This window comes from Anaerobium acetethylicum (genome assembly GCF_900096945.1).
GTDB lineage: Bacteria > Bacillota > Clostridia > Lachnospirales > Lachnospiraceae > Anaerobium > Anaerobium acetethylicum.
Genome location: NZ_FMKA01000018.1, coordinates 39,402 through 57,344, shown reverse-complemented (window position 1 = coordinate 57,344; position 17,943 = coordinate 39,402). Strand labels below are relative to the sequence as shown.

The 17,943-nt window shown below is 45.1% G+C and carries 16 protein-coding genes; 3 read left to right on the top strand and 13 right to left on the bottom strand.

What is annotated here, in order from left to right:
- Nucleotides 1-10: 10 nt before the first annotated feature.
- Together BJR36_RS13250 and BJR36_RS13245 are read right to left on the bottom strand one after the other, a co-directional pair.
- Nucleotides 11-1,624 (bottom strand): hypothetical protein, encoded by a 1,614-nt coding sequence (locus tag BJR36_RS13250; RefSeq protein WP_091235175.1) that lies wholly within the window; start codon nt 1,622-1,624, stop codon nt 11-13.
- Nucleotides 1,614-2,645 carry a Wadjet anti-phage system protein JetD domain-containing protein gene (locus BJR36_RS13245; protein ID WP_091235173.1) on the bottom strand — a complete coding sequence of 344 codons (1,032 nt, stop codon included), beginning with the start codon at nt 2,643-2,645 and terminating at the stop codon, nt 1,614-1,616. The genes BJR36_RS13250 and BJR36_RS13245 overlap by 11 nt, the downstream gene beginning before the upstream one ends.
- Nucleotides 2,646-3,008: 363 nt before the next feature.
- Between BJR36_RS13245 and BJR36_RS13240 the strand changes: the two genes are divergently transcribed.
- A complete protein-coding gene (locus BJR36_RS13240) occupies nt 3,009-3,440 on the top strand; it encodes a hypothetical protein (protein ID WP_091235171.1) in 432 nt (143 codons plus the stop codon).
- Nucleotides 3,441-3,606: 166 nt separating this feature from the next.
- Here BJR36_RS13240 and BJR36_RS13235 read toward each other — a convergent pair whose 3' ends face one another.
- From BJR36_RS13235 to rbsK, 4 genes are read right to left on the bottom strand one after another with little or no spacing between them, the layout of a single operon-like run.
- Nucleotides 3,607-4,071 (bottom strand): ABC transporter permease, encoded by a 465-nt coding sequence (locus tag BJR36_RS13235; protein ID WP_242875573.1) that lies wholly within the window; start codon nt 4,069-4,071, stop codon nt 3,607-3,609.
- Entirely contained in the window at nt 4,071-5,558 is a 1,488-nt protein-coding gene (locus tag BJR36_RS13230) for a sugar ABC transporter ATP-binding protein (RefSeq protein WP_091235170.1), read from the bottom strand. The genes BJR36_RS13235 and BJR36_RS13230 overlap by 1 nt, the downstream gene beginning before the upstream one ends.
- A gap of 21 nt (nt 5,559-5,579) precedes the next feature.
- Nucleotides 5,580-5,990, bottom strand: a complete 411-nt coding sequence (rbsD, locus tag BJR36_RS13225) for a D-ribose pyranase (RefSeq protein WP_091235168.1) — start codon at nt 5,988-5,990, stop codon at nt 5,580-5,582.
- 11 nt (nt 5,991-6,001) lie between these two features.
- Entirely contained in the window at nt 6,002-6,886 is an 885-nt protein-coding gene (rbsK, locus tag BJR36_RS13220; RefSeq protein ID WP_091235212.1) for a ribokinase, read from the bottom strand.
- Between the two features lie 386 nt (nt 6,887-7,272).
- Here rbsK and BJR36_RS13215 point away from each other — a divergent pair, with 386 nt between their 5' ends.
- On the top strand, nt 7,273-8,265 hold the full coding sequence (locus BJR36_RS13215) for a LacI family DNA-binding transcriptional regulator (protein WP_091235166.1): 993 nt from the start codon (nt 7,273-7,275) through the stop codon (nt 8,263-8,265).
- Between the two features lie 118 nt (nt 8,266-8,383).
- Here the strand turns inward: BJR36_RS13215 and BJR36_RS13210 are convergent, their stop codons facing one another.
- From BJR36_RS13210 to BJR36_RS13195, 4 genes are read right to left on the bottom strand one after another with little or no spacing between them, the layout of a single operon-like run.
- Nucleotides 8,384-9,685, bottom strand: a complete 1,302-nt coding sequence (locus tag BJR36_RS13210) for a TRAP transporter large permease (protein WP_091235164.1) — start codon at nt 9,683-9,685, stop codon at nt 8,384-8,386.
- Complete coding sequence (locus BJR36_RS13205) at nt 9,685-10,203, bottom strand: TRAP transporter small permease (protein ID WP_091235162.1); 519 nt, start codon at nt 10,201-10,203, stop codon at nt 9,685-9,687. The genes BJR36_RS13210 and BJR36_RS13205 overlap by 1 nt, the downstream gene beginning before the upstream one ends.
- Nucleotides 10,204-10,214: 11 nt before the next feature.
- Nucleotides 10,215-11,237 (bottom strand): TRAP transporter substrate-binding protein, encoded by a 1,023-nt coding sequence (locus BJR36_RS13200; protein WP_091235160.1) that lies wholly within the window; start codon nt 11,235-11,237, stop codon nt 10,215-10,217.
- A 27-nt stretch (nt 11,238-11,264) separates the two neighbouring features.
- The gene (locus tag BJR36_RS13195) at nt 11,265-13,766 is read right to left on the bottom strand and encodes a glycoside hydrolase family 31 protein (RefSeq protein ID WP_091235158.1); all 2,502 of its coding nucleotides are present in this window, start codon (nt 13,764-13,766) and stop codon (nt 11,265-11,267) included.
- A 208-nt stretch (nt 13,767-13,974) separates the two neighbouring features.
- On the opposite strand from BJR36_RS13195, the gene BJR36_RS13190 reads away from it, so the two are divergent.
- Nucleotides 13,975-14,799, top strand: a complete 825-nt coding sequence (locus tag BJR36_RS13190; protein ID WP_091235156.1) for a helix-turn-helix transcriptional regulator — start codon at nt 13,975-13,977, stop codon at nt 14,797-14,799.
- Nucleotides 14,800-14,908: 109 nt separating this feature from the next.
- On the opposite strand, the gene BJR36_RS13185 is transcribed toward BJR36_RS13190, so the two are convergent.
- Genes BJR36_RS13185 through BJR36_RS13175 form a run of 3 tightly spaced genes read right to left on the bottom strand, consistent with a single transcriptional unit; the run spans nt 14,909 to nt 17,938 of the window.
- On the bottom strand, nt 14,909-15,529 hold the full coding sequence (locus tag BJR36_RS13185; RefSeq protein WP_091235153.1) for a YesL family protein: 621 nt from the start codon (nt 15,527-15,529) through the stop codon (nt 14,909-14,911).
- A gap of 1 nt (nt 15,530) precedes the next feature.
- On the bottom strand, nt 15,531-16,370 hold the full coding sequence (locus BJR36_RS13180; protein WP_091235151.1) for a sugar phosphate isomerase/epimerase family protein: 840 nt from the start codon (nt 16,368-16,370) through the stop codon (nt 15,531-15,533).
- Nucleotides 16,361-17,938: a glycoside hydrolase family 28 protein gene (locus BJR36_RS13175; protein WP_091235149.1), complete on the bottom strand. Its 1,578-nt coding sequence runs from the start codon at nt 17,936-17,938 to the stop codon at nt 16,361-16,363. The genes BJR36_RS13180 and BJR36_RS13175 overlap by 10 nt, the downstream gene beginning before the upstream one ends.
- Nucleotides 17,939-17,943: the final 5 nt, after the last annotated feature.

Below are 17,943 nucleotides of genomic sequence, written 5' to 3'. Positions count from 1 at the left end.
CCTTTCGCTGTTAAAAAAATTTTTTCACTGTCAAAAACAGGATGTCGGAACATTTCACCCGTCTCACCCTGCCAGATTCACTTTCCAGATTCTCGAATATGACTGCTTTTCCGTTTTCTATTCTCGTTGTCTCAAGCCCATGGATATCCTGAAATTCCTCATTCTCCTCCACAAGGCTTAAGACCGCTTCATTGATCTGGAATTCAAGCCCTGTCTGGGCCAGGTATTCGCTTCTTTCCTTTCTGAGCTCGTCCAGATTGATCGTCCTGCTTTTCAGAAGCTCCACGACGACTTCCCGGAATATTTCCACAGTGGGGATCAGCTCATCCAGTTCCTCAGAAGCCGCCTCCTTCAGTTCAGACAGGGAAATCCCGTCTTTTCCCGAGGCATATCTGAGTATCACCTTCAGGCAGCCATTGTACTTCTTCATCCGTTCCTGATAGATGCGCTCCTGCTCTTCCTGCCAGAGATCGTCATCTATTTCCATGACCACATCTGCTTCCGCATCTTCTTTCCGCCTGACAGGCCTCTGGATTTCAAATGACTTGTTCACGTTGTACATCTTCTCCGGCGGCCTGTTAAAGAGGGGCCTGAAAAAGCAGTCAAGCTCTTTCAGATGTTCCGCATCCTCCATGATCTTGTCGTAAAAATCCGTTCTGATGTTGAACCGCTTGATTAATATCATCTGGGAAAGCTGTTCAAGTTCCTTCGTATAAAGAGATTTCAGGTCAAAATGGGCATTCAGTATCTTCTGATGCTCCTCTATGGTCCGTGTCAGGTAGGCTTCAATGATCTTCAGATTCTTCAGGCTCTCCTCGCCCTTCTGATCCAGCTTCTTCACATTGATATTCTCTTCCTCAAGTTCCTTTACCCTGACTTTGACAAGCTCCCTGTAATAATCGAACTTCTTCTTGGTGTCTGCGATGATTTCCAGATTCTCCTCCATAATTTCCCTGTAATCATTGACGGAATAGCTCAGCGCATTCTTTCTGATTTTCCGCATGGCCTCCTGCATCTTCTGAAACTGGATCCTGAGCAGATTGAATATGTTCTTAATGTCGTCAACAGCCTTGTCATAGGCCGCCCTCTCAAGATGCATCTTGAATATCATCTCGTGAATGGTGATCTTCATGTTGTTTTCAATCTCCAGGGTCCCCAGCAGAAGATTGTAGCCGTCATCGGTAAGGTAATAGGAGGTCCTCCTGACCTCAGATTCCAGATAGATGACCTTATTCGCCACATAGCTGATATTCTGGATCCTGTATGCCTTTTCGTCAAAATCGTAGCAGTCAAAATACATGGCCCGGCCTTCATCGCAGAGTATGACATTGACGATGAACTCTCCCAGCTTCCTGCTCATTTCATAGGACAATCCCAGCTTGAAAAACCTGGTATTCAGGCTGTCTATATAGCTGCCGATATCATCCATGGTGCATGGCTCATCCTTCAGGGACTGCTCCATGATATACAAAAGCACGGCAAATATCAGATTGATCTGACTGTCTGCCTTATCGATTCCGTAGGTCTTCCAGGTGGTCTTCTGCATGCTGTTCTTCATCAGCACCGCATACATGCCGACACTTTTCATCCTCCTGGAAAAATGATTTAAAAATTCAAAGTCCATCTTCTTCTCCTGCCTGATCAAAGTCCATAATATTCAATATTTCCTGGGCTATATATGTTCCGCCCTGCAGAAGGGTTTCCATCCTTCTGCCCATATCTGCGCCGAAGCAGCCCAGAAAAATCCTGCCGATATTCCTGTTCTGCCCTTTTTTCGTGTCCGGAAGTGACGAAAGCCTTCCAGCCTTTTCCATCATCGCCTCGTAGGCTCTTTTAAAAGGCTCCAGCCTGTATGTGCTTCCGAATTCCCTGAACAGGGTCTCATATATGATAATCCCCTCATAATCCAGGTCGCCGAAATACAGCATCCTGTTTTGGGGATTATAGATATAAGGTTCCACGCATTTATCCAGATCCTTCATTGCCCTGCTGATGCCTTTTCCTCCCCCGTAGATCAGGGTTCCTATTTCCGTTCCCAGTATCCGTTCATGTCCTTCCAGAAGATGCCGCCTCATGCTGTAGAAAGTATCCTTGTTCTCGATTATGAGGATGTTCTGGGGACAGTCCTTATGGCGGGAATAGTAGGCAATGGGTTCAATCGTCTCGTATACGCCCAGCTTCTCCAGCTCAAACTTCAGGTTCTTCAAGAGGGAAATGCCTCCTTCTTTCGTCAGATACTTTTCCCTGCCCCATATCTCGCAGCTTCTTTCATTCATGGAAATCTGCTTTTCCATCCTGTCCTTATGTTCAGTCAGATATCTGCTCAGCTGCAGCACTTTTTCCCTGTCTGCCAGGTACTTTTCCAGGTTCTTCAGATAGTATTCGTTGTCAAGCATAGGCGACAGCTGGAACTTCAGTTCTTCCTCATACTGGCTGTAGTCCTTCTGTTCCCTGATGATATGATAGGCATTGTAAAGCGCCGGACTTTTCCCATTTGTTTTCGAGGCCTGCACCGGCTTTATCCTGTTTCCCTCAATGAGCTCCATGACGCATGCAACGAGATCTCTGTATTCCCCGATTTTATAGTGAGCCTTGATCTCTTCCAGGGTTATTCTTTTCCGGGAAACCGGGAATTCTTTTGGCATGGTGCACCTTCTTTCTATGTGTTCTGGATTTATGATTTTAACTTTTTTAAATAATTAAATTTTTTCTACTTAAGATTGTATCCAAAAACCCCTTCAATTCCAAGCCTTTTCGAATTTTATTCCCAAAATTTTATTATCGAATTGGAACAAAAAATGACAAATCTGATGATTGAGCGTATAATTGACCTAACGGATATTTTTTTGCGGCCATTGAGCCCTGCCGGCTGAATGCTGCATTCTTTCTGCAGAAGAATATCATGACTATGAAGGACGTAGTCCTGAATAGTTACCATCGCTTCATGCACATTCACAATGGAAACAGGCCCGGCACAGCACAGGCTTTGGATTATCGGAGGTGGATTTATGATTACGGTTGATCAGCTTAAGGAAGCAGGCGCAATTTATTTCGAAAAGATACAGACAGGACTTGATGAGTACGACTTCCATGTCGTAAAACTAAACGAGGAAGAGGCCTACGAGACTCTGAAGGGCTTGTGGATGTACAACGGGGACGAGAACACGTTCGTCGATTTCTACTACTACCAGCTGGATTCGGAAGGAAAGAAAAAGGCCGACTCGATCCTCTTCAGCCGGGAGGTGCAATATCTGAACGTCAACGCGCCGACAGACAAAAGCCAGTTCATCTTCCACCTTGACGAGATGCTGCTCGGCATCATCATCAAGCTCAACTATACGGAGATGCTGTTTTCCACCTTCTATTTTACAAAGGATCCCCCCTGCACCATGTGGGGGAATTACGGACATGAATATGTGATGTTCCGGAATAAGCAGTGAAAACGGTACCAGGTACTGTCCGCACTCCAGAGACAGTGAACATAAAAAAGAAGAATCCCCTCCCTGTTGAGAGTATGAAAACTCTCAATAGGGAGGGGATTCTTGATTAACCGATGATTTTCACAATCGCAATCCAACCATTGCTATCTTCCAATCCGTCCGGCTATTATTTTGTAATCAGTTCAACTTCAACCGGGATAGATTTTTCTACAGTCTCACCGGCAAGAAGTTTCTTCGCTACTTCGATAGCAGTCTGTCCCATAAGCTCTGGCTGCAGTCTTCCCTTCGTTACAAGAAGGCCGCTCACAAGACCGAGGAGTGCGCCGATAACCAGTGAAAGCAGCATTGCCAGGCCGACAGGAACTCCTGCAGTAATCATTCCTGCGCAGAGAGCGGTCGACAGTGCCAGCACTGAACCTACTGACAGGTCGATGGCATCGGTCAGGATGACAAAGGTCATTCCGAAGGCAATAAGCCCATTGATGGAGGACTGGCGCAGAAGCGAGAAGAAGTTGTCTACCGTTCTGAATTCCGGACTCACAATGCTGATTCCGATGATCAGCAGGGCAAGGGCAATCAGTGCCCCAAAATCCTGTGCATAATATACTAATTTATTTTTCTTTTCATTCATCATATATTTCCCCCTGTTGCTAAAGTCATCGTTTTTTCCTGATCTGCTTCTTCCCTGGAAATGATTCCACGAACCTTTCCCTCGCGGACTACCATAATCCGGTCGCTCATGCCCAACACTTCCGGCAGTTCGGAGGAAACCATGATAATGGCAACTCCCTTTTCCGCCAGCTCGTTGATGATGTTGTAGATCTCTTTCTTGGCCCCGATATCGACGCCCCTTGTCGGTTCATCAAAAATCAGGATTTTTGGGCTCGTATAGATCCATTTTGCGATGACGACCTTCTGCTGGTTGCCGCCGCTCAGGTTATTGCATTCGTGCTGCGGGCCGGTACACCGGATGTGAAGCTCCTGGATTGCTTTTGCAATCAGATCATCTTCCGCCTTGCCATTCAGCACGCCGAACCCGTTGGATATGCTGTCAAGGTTAGCAAGTGCGATGTTCTTCTGGATGGTCTCCTCCAGCATGAGTCCCTCGCTCTTGCGGTCCTCGGTAATGAATCCGATTCCAAGATCGATTGCCTGCTCCGGATTGCGGATCTGGCATTTCTGATCTTCTATATAGAGGCTGCCTTCCTCGTATGGCAGGTTTCCGAAGATCGCCTGCATGATTTCGGTACGCCCCGCTCCCATCAGGCCCGAGACGCCAAGCACCTCGCCTGCATGCACGGAGAAGCTGACATTTTCAAATACGCCTTTCTTCGTAAGGCCTTCCACCCGAAAGATTTCTTTTCCGATAGCAAAATCACGAGTCGGATAGCGCTCTCCTATTTCGCGGCCAATCATCATTTTGACGATTTCATTCATATCCGTTTTCGCAATGTCCTTCGTTCCGACGTAGCTGCCATCCCTGAGAACGGTAATGCGGTCGCACAATTCGAAGATTTCTTCCATACGGTGGGAAATGTACACGATAGACACGCCCCGCTTGCGGAGATTGTGGATTACTTCAAATAGTACTTTCGTCTCGCTCTGGGTCAGGGCCGCGGTCGGTTCATCCATGATGATTACCTTCGCCTCGACCATGAGCGCCTTGCAGATTTCTATCATCTGCTGCTGGCCGACTGAAAGCTCCGACATCACCTTGTTGGCCGGTATCTTTACGCCCAGCATCTGAAGGGTCTCTTCTGCCTTCTTCCGCATGGCTTTACGGTTGCAGATTCCAGGGAACATGGTCAGTTCCTTTCCAAGAAACAGATTTTCTTCCACTGTCAGGTCAAAAAGCACATTCAGTTCCTGGTGGATAAATACGATTCCTGCCTTCTCCGCTTCCTGTGGATTCTTATAGACAACTTCCTTTCCGTCAACGATGACGGTTCCGGAATCTCTGGTATACACGCCGGTCAGTATCTTCATTAATGTGGATTTACCGGCACCATTCTCACCCATGAGGGCATGTACTTCGCCATCCCCCAGCTGAAAACCGGCATCCTTAAGCACCTGGTTCTGCCCAAATGACTTGCAAATCTTCTGCATTTCTATTTTCATTCTGCTTTCCTCCCGTTATTCCTATGCAAAGACACAGCCAGACTGTAAAATGATATTTGCATAAGGAGTCGTTTCGCCTGTTCGAAGAACAGCCCTGCATCTTCCTGTTCGTTCCTTCAGCTGTGCATGGGAAACGAATTCTACCTCTGTCTCTGCGTTCCTGTTACTGATCAGTTCCTGGATCCGTGACAGTACCTCTGGGTTATGGATCTTGATTTCCTCTGCAAGAACGATCTTTTCAATTACCATATCCTCTGCGACCGCTTCCAGAACCTCCATAAAAGAGGGGCTCCCGAAGCGCACTGCAAGATCGATCCGTTCCGTCTCATCTGGTATCGGAAGGCCGCAGTCCCCGATGCAGATGGTATCCGTATGGCCCATATAAGAGAGGACTCTTGATATATCGCTGTTTAAGATTCCATGTTTCTTCATTTATAAGCACCTCATTCCATTTCCTGGATCACTTCTTCATAAACCGGCATTCCGCCCTGTGCTCCGAACTTCTCAGTCGAAAGGCTTGCTGCCACATTTGCAAACTTCAATGCCCCGACGATATCCTTTCCGTCTGCCAGTGCTACGGCAAAAGCGCCATTTAGCGTATCGCCGGCGCCGGTGGTATCAACCACTTTCGCTTTCCGTGCAGGAACGAGCACTACATCTCCGGCTCCTGTACACACGCTGACTCCCAAGGAGCCCTGGGTGATGACCAACTTCTCCGGATATGTTTTCAGCAGGTCTTCCGTGCTGGTGTCCTGTCCAAACAGAATGACTGCCTCATGCTCATTTGGTGTCAGGTAATCGATCTGTTCAAGGATTTTTTTAGGAACCGGTCTTGCCGGCGCCGGGTTTAGGATGACTTTGATTCCTTTCTTATGGCAGAGCTGAACCGCATATTCCACCGTTTCCTGCGGGATCTCATGCTGGAGAAGAACGATATCGCAGGCGAGCAGGTCATCTGCAACGCTGTCTACATACGCTTTGTCTACGGCATTATTCGCGCCAGCGACCACAACGATGCAGTTGTCATTTTCCGCAACCGTTATGACTGCGATTCCGGTCGGCACGCCGTCCACTACCTTGATGTTTCCAGTCTGTATGCCTTCGTTCCTGAGGTTTTCGACCAGAGTCTTTCCGGCGTCGTCATTTCCGACACAGCCGAACATCTCGACGCTGCCTCCGAGCCTTGCGGCTGCGACCGCCTGGTTTGCGCCTTTCCCCCCGGGAATATAGGAAATGTCATTGCCCTTTATCGTTTCCCCTTTTTGTGGTATCCTATCCGCCGTGACGGTCATATCCATATTGATGCTGCCTAAAATTCCAATTTTCATTTTCATCTCTCCCTTTTCACAATCAGAAACCTCCTGCAAGAGTAGGTAAAACGGTTTATCAACTTTATGATTCTATTTTAGTACCCATTTATCATTTTGTCAATCTGTCATTTTTACCAAAGGTAAAACGGTTTATCTTGTTAAAATTGCACATTGCCTTACTCTCGGACTATCATTTATAATGAACATGAATATGAAGGAATCCGTCCTTCATATTCACAGATGATGTACACAAGTTGAATAACCTGCAGTTTGGCACATACCAATCTCGGATTTTTATGCAACATCAGCACAAAAACAGCTTGCGGGACAAAGCTTCTGAACAAGTACTAATAAATCGTAGAATAACCAGCTGTATGGACATCATCAGTGGATTGGAGTCAGTTATGTCGATAACCTTAAAAGAAATTGCAAGACTGGCTGGTGTTTCAACCAGCAGTGTATCCCTTGTTCTGAATGACAGGCCGAACCGTATATCAGAACAGACAAAGGCTTTAATTAAAAAAATAGCAGAGGAAGAGCATTATACGCCCAATGTGATGGCCCGCAGCCTTGTGACGAAGCGGACAAAAACACTGGGGCTCATCATTCCCGATATCGAGAACTTCTTTTTTTCCAAGCTTGCCAAAGTACTGGAGATGGAAGCAAGAAAGAAAGGATATACGTTAATTATCGTAAATTCGAACGACAGTTTCCGGGATGACCTCCTCCTTATGGATCTCCTCGTATCCAGAGGCGTAGATGGGCTTTTTCTGGTCATGTCCAATGAGGCATATCAGCATCAGACAGAAATGCAGGAAAAGCTTTCACATCTGAGCATCCCCTTTGTCATGATCGACAGGGTAATGGATGTTCCCTGCAGCAAAGTATATTTTGACAACGTGACGGGCGCCTATCTGGCAACGAAATATCTGATTGAACAGGGCCACAGCAGGATATCCTGCATCTGCAATACCTATATCTCGAACAATTCCCTTTCCCGTATCAACGGCTATAAAAAAGCAATGGATGAGCACGGTTTCAAGATACCGAAAGAATACATCATTCCTGCAAACTACAGGATCGAAGGCGGCTACGAGGCCGCAGAGCAGATCCTGAAGACCGACTGCACCGCCATATTCGTCAGCAACGACATGATGACAATTGGCGTTTTGAAGAAATTCATGGAATGCGGAATCCGCGTTCCCGAAGATTACATGATTGTCAGCTACGACAACCTCCTGTCCGACTTCCTGTTCGGCATCCGGATATCCAGCATCGACCAGGACATCCATGAATTAGGGATCCGTTCCTGGGAGGTACTGCGCAGTTCCATGAAATCGGGGGATAAAGCCGAGGTCCAGGATATCTGCCTGATGCCGAAGCTGATCGTCAGGTGATGTAACAATTCTGATAAGAGTTCTGAATTATGTAAAAAAACGGAGTGTGATAGCATTTGCTATCTCACTCCGTTTTTTATAATCCTTTAATCTTTTCTATACAGATTCCAGGCCCCTATCAAATTAATCCCATCAAACCTGGCAGTCCAAGAGAAAGGACCGGAATATAGGTAACTGCCAACAACAGCAGCAGCAATACAATCAGATATGGAACCAGCATTTTAGCAACCTGCTCGATTGTCGTATTCGTGATGCCGCATGCGACAAACAGTACAGATCCAACCGGTGGCGTCATATTGCCCATACACATATTGAAAATCAGTACCGCTCCGAACTGAACCGATGACATTCCAAAGCTTTGTGCAATAGGAAGGAATATTGGCGTAAAAATTAAAATTGCCGGTGTTATATCCATGAAAGTACCGATAACCAGAAGAATGATGTTCATCAGGAAGAAAATCACATACTTATTCGTTGATACAGACAGAATTCCATCGCTGATTGCTGCCGGGATTCCTGAATATGCCATTACCCACGACATGGCTGAGGATGCTGAAATCAGGAATAAGATAATACCGCTTGTACATGCACTCTTCAATAAGATATCCATAAATGACTTCATATCCATGCTTTTGTAACAGATTGATAAGATGAGGCAGTAAAGGACACATACTCCCGCGCCTTCCGTTGCAGTGAAGATTCCCCCTACAATACCGCCAATAACAATGATAATCAGCAATAAACTTGGAATTGCCTGAAGGGTAACCTTAACTGCTTCTTTTAGGTTCGTTTTGCCTGATACCGGATATTTGTGCTTCTTTGCGTAAAGGAATGCAACAATCATAGTTCCAAGCCCCATTAAAAGACCCGGTATATAGCCTGCCATAAATAATGCTGAGATGGAAACGCCACCTGCAACTGTCGAGTATACGATAAATGCACTGGTCGGCGGTATAAGAAGCCCTGTTGGTGCAGATGCAATGTTGACACAGGTTGCAAATGCCGGATCATATCCCTCTTCCTTCTGGATTGGATAAATCGCACTTCCCATGGCAGATGCTGCAGCAACAGAAGAACCTGATAATGCGCCAAAAAGCATATTTCCAAGCGCATTTGCCTGTGCCAGGGAACCTGGAATGCGGCCGCAGAACAGGTTTGCAAAATTAATCAGACGGCGGGCAATCCCTCCATTATTCATGATGTTTCCTGCCAGAATAAATAATGGTACTGCCAGTAAAGAGAAGCTTTCAACGCCACTGTTCATCTTCTGCATTGTGATAAACGATACCTGCTCCCAGGTAAGAGAAGATAACGCAGTTGCAATAGAAGAAATCAGGATGCTGACAGAGATTGGGCAGCCCAAAAACAGCAGGATGCCAAATACTGCAAAAAGAACTACGGTTGTCAGGACAATATTCATTATTCGTTTCCTCCTTTATCTGTAGCTTCATCAGCAATAGCAATTCCGGTTACATCTTCCCAGATATTGATAATCTGGGCAATTATAATAAAGACGCCGGAAATCGGAGCCATGCTGTAAACCAGGGTTCGCGGGATTCCTAAAAGTGCAGAATATTCTTTGGATGCACTTGCTGCAAGACTGGTGCCGCCAACTGTCATGATAAAAAGTGCAAATGCCAGAATCACGGCGTCAATAAAAATCACCAGAACCTTTTTCTTCGCCGGTTCCAGTTTATCTCTTAAAAAGACAAGGGCCATGTGCTGCCTGGTACTGAACGCATATGCTGCGCCTATGAATCCTGTCCACATGAGCAGATAACGTACAATTTCCTCTGTAAAGCCCGCCGGATCATTTAAGACATATCTTGTAAAGACCTGATACAAAACCAAAAAAGTCATAGTCAGCAGCAAAAATGCTGCAATACGGGATAAAATGAAATTCATGCCCTTCTTAATGGTTGTTAAAGTTCCCTGCATTGTTTTTCCCCCTATTCTACAGAATCAATAATATCCAGCAGCTCAGCCACTTTCGGATACGTTGATGAATATTCACTGATCATACCGCTCGTCGCTTCCCTGAATGCCTCTTTATCAATGTCATCTACAAACGTTACGCCCATTTGTGTTTTTGCTTCTTCTACAGCCGCCTGGATTGCGCTGTCCCATGCAATCTTATGGCTATCTGTCGATTCATAGGCAGCCTCCAGAATAATCTTCTGGTCTTCCGGTGCGATTCCATTCCACACTTTTGCACTCATGACCATAACATCAGGAATCATTGCATGCTGATCTGTAGAGTATACCTTACAGATTTCACCATGCTTTCCTGTCGTCAGTGCAGTCTCATTATTCTCTGTTCCATCTATAATCCCTGTCTGAAGGGAAGTATAGACATCACCATAGGACATCGCTACCGGCGTCCCTCCCATTGCCTTAATCATATCTGTCTGGGATTTCATATCCTGCACGCGGATTTTTAATCCTTTCAGATCTTCCGGTGTTCTGATTGGCTTATCTACAGTATAAAATGATCTTGCTCCGGACGTATAGTAGGTTAAAGTCACAAAACCGTCCTCTCCTGTCGACAGGAAAAAGTCACGCATCTGACTGGAATCCATGATACGATAGAAATCTTTCGTATCATCAAAAATATACGGAAGACCAAAGCTATGATAAGCCTCATTATAGGTGGCAAGACCAGGTGCCGAAACTTTTGTCATAGCTACAACTCCAGCCATCAGCTGTTCCATTGCTTCTGTTTCAGATCCCAGCTGGCCATTCGGATAAATTTTTACCTGGATTCTTCCTTCTGTGCGTTCCTCCACTTTTTCAGCAAACTCCAGCATAGCGATATGAACCGTATGGGTTTCACTTAACCCATGGGCCAGTGTCAATACCATTGGATTTTCCTTTGTCGCCTCTGCACTTGATTCTGCACTTTCCGCACCACAGCCTGCAAGACTCATAACCGCAAGACTAAGAGACAATATTACCGCAATTAATTTTTTCATATTCTGTTACCCCTTCCTTCTGTTATCCTACATTCCAATCATATCAAACTGCTCAAATGAGATTAACACCTGATAATCCTTATCCGGATTTTTATATTTTATCTGAACCGATTTCATGCTCTGGCTGTAGTACCATCCATAACCGGCTTCCTCAAACTTTCTTCTGTGCAGGAGATGAGGCACTTCCTGTCCGTCTATAGATACCCAGTAAGGAGCTTTATCTCTTCTGATCACATCCAGGTACATCGTTTCTACCGATGTCTTGAAATTTCCTTCCTTAACAAAATCCAATGTAGTGCGCTCGCCGCTTTTCATCATGATTCTGGTCTTTAGATATCCGCCGTTTTCATAATCCATACTTTCGCCGTCGTCTTCGTACAGTTCAAACCGGCTGTCTTTATCTGCTGCACAGATCAGCTTTATTCCTATAGCCTTCTGCGTGCTCAGATTATCAATCGGATTTGATGCCAGAGAAATGATTCCGCCATCTTTTATGAATATCGGGATACTGTCTAAATCTACCGGTATTTCGATAGTCTGTCCGCCCTGGTAAGCTTCTCTTGTATAGAAATCATAGAAAACATGTCCTTCCGGCAGATACACCCTTCTTGTCTTTGCTCCCTTTTCAACCACATTGGCAACCATAAGCGAATCGCCCACCATAAAATCAATACCCTCATCGTAGCACTTAGTATCCTCCTGGAATGCACTGCACATCGGCTCCATAATCGGAAGTCCTGTTTCATGTGCCCGTGCTAACAGAGAATACAGGTATGGACTTAACTGATATCGGAATTCAATTGCTTTTCTGATAAAGCCCGTACAGCCGCTGTACATCCATGGTTCTGTTACAGTATTGTCCGTGTTTGTGGAATGGATTGAAAAACGGGGCTGGAAAATTCCGTTCTGAATCCAGCGCACCAGCAATTCCGCCTCTGGAGAAGGTCCAAAAAAGCCTCCAATATCGCATCCCTGGTTTGCCACGCCCGACAGGCTCATGCCCAGTATCGTAGCTATATTATACTTCAGGGAATCCCAGCATGTCAGATTGTCTCCTGCCCATGTCTGAGCATAACGCTGAATTCCGGAGTGTCCGGAACGGCAGACGATGTACGGACGGGTATTGCCGAAAGTATCGCGGATCGCTTCATCAGTAATCTGGCACATGATATTAGACATAACTGATTTCAGCTGGCCAATGGTTCCGCCTTTACCTTCAAAATCGCAGACACAGTCTTTATCCACCATGCTGTCGTATTCACAGTTATCATTCCACACAGAGCTGGTCCCATAGTCCAAAACATTTTCTTTCAAATATTCTTTCCAGTACTCTCTGGTTGACGGCTTCGTATAATCTACAAAGTGTCCCTTTCCGCCCCACCAGGTTCCAACTCCTGGCTGATCGCTATCACTCGCTCTTACGAACATGCCTTTCTTTTTCATTTCTTCCAGTTTTGGATGAACTAAAAGCATACCCGGTTTTACGTTTGGAGAAACGACGATTCCTCTTTTTTTCATCTGGGCAAAGAAATCCTTTGGATTCTTGAACCTCTTATGGTTCCAGGTAAACACGCAACGCTTAATTCCTTCTTCTGTCTCAATGGCACAGTATCCAGATGAAAGCTGGAAACCATCGACAGGAATCCGTTCTTCCTTTGTTGTGTCGATAAACTCGCAGATTGCATCATCACAGTCTGCTTCCAGCTCTGGATAATACATGGAAGATCCCAGATATCCCAACGCATACCTTGGGAGCATAGCCGATTTTCCGGTCAGATCTGTATAACGCTCTACCACATCACGAACCTTCGGTCCCGTTATCAGAAATAAATCGATATCTCCTCCATCTGTACGGTAACGGCTGTGCATTTTCCAGTAATTGCTCTTTTCCCGTCCCATATCAAAATCGCATTCGTAGGTATTATGGTAAAAATATCCAACTGCTTTTTGATTACTGCGGTTCAGTTTAATATAAAAAGGAATATGTTTGTATAGGGAGTCGGTCTCTTTTGGATTATACCCCATGGCATCCTTTGGGCTCATGTTCATAAATTTCTGAGCCTTATTAAATTCACCGCTTTTTTCGCCGAACCCGTAAAAACAGTCATCCGGGGTAATCTCACTAGTATGAATGCGGCGGTGGTTGCTGTCCTCCATGTAAGTAAGATCAACGACATCAGCATGAAGCAATGTTCCTTCCGAATCATAAACACAGACACGGAACGGATCTTTTTCAACCACCACTTTCAGCAGCCTCCCCTGAATCACTGCCTCCTGTTCGTTATCTGTAAGCACTGCATCCGCTGTATGGGTACGTTTTCTGCAATTCTTCAGAAAACTGTCCATACGGTCTTCCCATGCTGTCATAACCAGGCTATAGGATTCTTCCGCAAAATCTCCATCAAAGCCTGCACGGATACGTATGATGGAATCTGTCAGAAAATAAATTCTGATTTTAATGCTGTTGGTAAGAACAGCATAATAATTATCCTGCTGTTTTACAGCACTCACATTCATACACAATTTCATGAATGTTACCTCCTTGATTGTTTTGATTTTCATACACAACTTTATCAAAACACGCTGCATCAAACTAGACAGAACTTGCGGTAATTCCCCTTATTTCATACATATCTTGCACTTCTTCTAAAAAAATGCTAAGATGCACTTATATATTTTTCTTTTTTTAAGCATTTTCATCATGCACTTTGATTATTCTTTAACAGGAGGGACTATTTTGATAGACCAGGCAGGGATTATGATGGCTCAAGGCAGCAAAATTGCCTGCGAGTGCATTCAGAGCGTAAATGACAATATGGCGAAATCTCATTTTCACGATTATTTCGAATTGTATTATCTTGAAAAAGGAACTCGCTTCCATATGATTCAGGATGAACTGTACAGCATTACTCCAGGCGAATTTATTATCTTTTCCCCTTATAAAATGCATCATTCCTATGGCGAAGAAAACGTGCCATTCAAAAGACTTCTGCTGTATTTTAAAAAAGAAGAGATTGATTCTCCTGAACTATTAGAATCCTTAGAAAACGGAACTGGCGTTTACAAACCAGATTCAGCTGCAAAAAGAACGATTCATCAAATGCTGCTGCAGCTGCAGGAGGAGCAGGATTCTCCTGGCCGTTACTGCGCAAGCTATATGCACTCTATTCTAAATCTTCTGCTGGTTAAGATTGTGAGAGAAATAAATTTTCCGGCACTCCCCGAGAAAAGGAACCGGATCGTCGATATCATAAGCTACATTCACCAGAACTATAATGAGGAGATTACCCTTGAAAGGCTTGCACGGCATTTTTATATTAGTCCGTACTACCTTTGCAGAGAATTCAAGAAATCCACGAACAGCACTATCATTCAGTACATTCAGATTACCCGTGTGATGAATGCCCAGAGAATGTTTATGGAAACCGATAAAAACGTGACTGAAATCAGCAAAGATACTGGTTTTTCCAACATCACCCACTTTAACCGTGTATATAAATCCATTACCGGAATGACGCCGTCTCAGAGTCGAAAGCTTTATAAAAACACCAGAATCGATTAGGAGACTTTCAGAATACAGCACTTTAACCCTTAAGATTGTGCCTTGCTTGACGCACAAAAATGGTACCAGGTACTGTGAACTTCGTTCACAGTACCTGGTACCATTTTTCCTATTCCTCTTTTGGCATATAATCCGCAAACACCCTGTTCAGCTGCACGGATATAAGATAGATGACAAAACCGCATCCAAACGTGATCAGTATAAACGTTGCCAGAAAAATAGTCGTCGTTAAATATCCTGCCACTCCGAGTACGATCAAAATAGCGAATGTCTGGGGAAAGTGAAGCATCGCCATCAAGAATCCATTTTTCATCAGATTTTTCGTAGTATTTTCAAAACGGGCCAGTCCTGCAAACGCATATACGAATTCAATCATGTATGCTGCAAACAGGCCGATGCTGAAGGCAAGCATCACGACACTTGACTTTTCCTGAATGACATACCAGAAATAGATATCAAATAGTATGAGGATGCCTGTCACCGACAGGATCCCCCACATACGTGTCGCCTGCCTGAAATTTGTCCGGAAAGATTCAAAAAAATTCTTTGCCACATACCCCTGGTTGCTTTCCATTTTCATTGCGGCATAAAATGCCGCCGTTGTGGATGCTCCGATTGTAACAATTGGAACACAGCAAACCAGCCATAAAATATGCAGAATCCAAATATCTGCAAGCTTTCCCAAAAAACGGATTACCGGATTATCATAATCAAACAAACGAGCAAGCATATTATTTCACCTCATTATATACAGACTGAATAAGTTCCCTCGCACGGACCGCATTTTCCGGAACCGTGTCCTCCAGCGTCACATGAACAAAAGGTTTTTCTTTTTTCACAAATGAAAGTATCCTTTCATAGTTCATCATTCCGCTTCCGGCAGCAAGCGATTTCAGCTGCCCATTTTCTACCACAAAATCCTTAATATGGATCACTGCTGCCGCATCTCCCAAAAGCGCAACCGCTTCCGCGATAATGCTTTCGCGGTCCTGATAGTTTGAAACATCCAGTAAATTGACAGGATCCAGAATGATCTGCAGATTGGGGGACTGAATCCGGTCCAGTACTTCTCTTGCCCGTTCCGGATTCGAAACGATATGTCTGAACACCGGCTCGATCGCCACGATCACTCCCATGTTTTCGGCATATGCAACAATCGGCCTTAAATTTTCAATAAAGGTATCCAGGGCTTCCTGCGTATGGCATGCCGCTTCAAACCGGTATTCCTCGTTCGGTGCTCCGGTCTCGGTGCCGACCACGCCGCATCCAAGGATCGATGCAAAACGGATGTGCACTTTGTAGGTTTCGATTATTTCTGCAAGCTGCTCTTTGTTCGGATTTGCCAGATTCAGATAACAGCCAAGCACAGCGATATCCAGCTCGTTTTTTGCGAAAGCCCGCTTTATATACATTGCAAACCCCGGCGTCAATGCCGCATTCTTTACTGAATGGCCGCTGATCACTTTTGACAGCGCCAGATGCCCACAGGTAAATCCCTGTTCTTTTATAACCTGCAGCCTTTCTTCCAGCGGAAGTTCCTTTGTGTCATGCACCCTGATTCCTATCTGCATTCCTTTATATCTCCTTCCAGATTGAGAACATTCGCAAGTTCAAATGGTTCTCCTTCCTGTCCTTCTATATCGATATTCTTCAAGATCAGCCTGTCGACATTGCTAATCACAATTCCTTTTTTGCTGACCGCCTCAATGCCGTCTGCCATAGCCGGCATTCCGCTGACCGCCTGTGGGGCATAGCGCATGCGGATATTTCTCATTTCCAGGTGCTCGATTTTCCTTTCAGGCAGTCCCTGGATATGTGCACCTGCTATATGGCAATTATCGCAGCTGATATTCGAAAAAACAAGCTTTTTAATCTGAGGAGTCCTCTCATCGACCGGCAGTACCTCCCTCGACTGGACATAAAAGGACTTTCCGTCAGGATCGCAGAAATAGAAGGCGTTTACGACAAACGGTGTCTTCACATGATCCATTTTGATATCTTCAAACACGATCTTGTCCAGAACAGCATCTTTTCCTCTGCCTCTTCTTGTCTTTACCCTGAGTCCGCGGTCCGTATTTAAAAACATGCATTCCTTTACTTTTACATTTTTAACGCCTGCAGCCATTTCGCTTCCGACCGTTACTGCGCCATGACCGTTTTCCATCAGACACTGCCTGATCAGAATTTTGCTGGAAGGTGTTTTGTACTTTGATCCCATATATATTTTTCCGGATTTCAAAGCAATACAGTCGTCTCCCAATGAAAAATGAACGCCGGCAATCGTAACATTCTCGCAGGATTCCGGGTCGATGCCGTCCGTATTCGGCGAGTCCTGCGGATTTATAATCTGACTGCCCAGAAAAGTCAGCCTTTTGCTGAAATACGGGTGGATTGTCCAGGATGGACTGTTCGTAAACAGCAGCCCCTGTACTCTGACATCAGAGCAGCCCGACAGAAACAGCAGTCTTGGGCGGAAGGCTGTCTTCATGACTTTCGCATCTTTCCACCAGTTCTCGAAGGATGCATTTCCGTCTATGACGCCTTCGCCGTAAACCACTATATTTTTTACACCGATACCATTCAGGATTCCGGCAAACATCTTCAGCGGATTTCCTTCCCAGGTCCCCAGGCAAAGCTCGCTCTGCTCGTCATAGCTTTCCACAATCCCCGGAAATACGGGATATTGCTCCCTCTCTGTTACTGCCGATAAAACTGCGTCCTTTGCAAGTTCAAGATTGATTCTGCTTTTCAAAAACAGACTTGTAATCCGATAGGTTCCTTTCGGGATCAGAACTCTTCCATCTTCCGGGCAGGCCAGAATCGCCGCCTGTATGTAGCTGGTATCATTCCATATCCCGTCACCCTTTGCGCCGAATTCCCTGACATTCAGAGTGAAGCTTTCCTTTTTTGTACGAAACCAGAGCTGTCCCGCTTCTATTCTGCTTTCGGAACCGATTACTCTCAGATTGTATTCCGTATCCGGCTTTAATCCGAAAAGATTCGTAATGACTGTCCCTGACGTCATGACAAATTTTCCGTTTATCCAGACTTCATATTTCTCCCTCGTGTAATAGATTCCGCCATCATTCAATTCTATTGTTGCGCTTCTGCCTGTATGCATTAGTAATGATACTTTCATCGTAA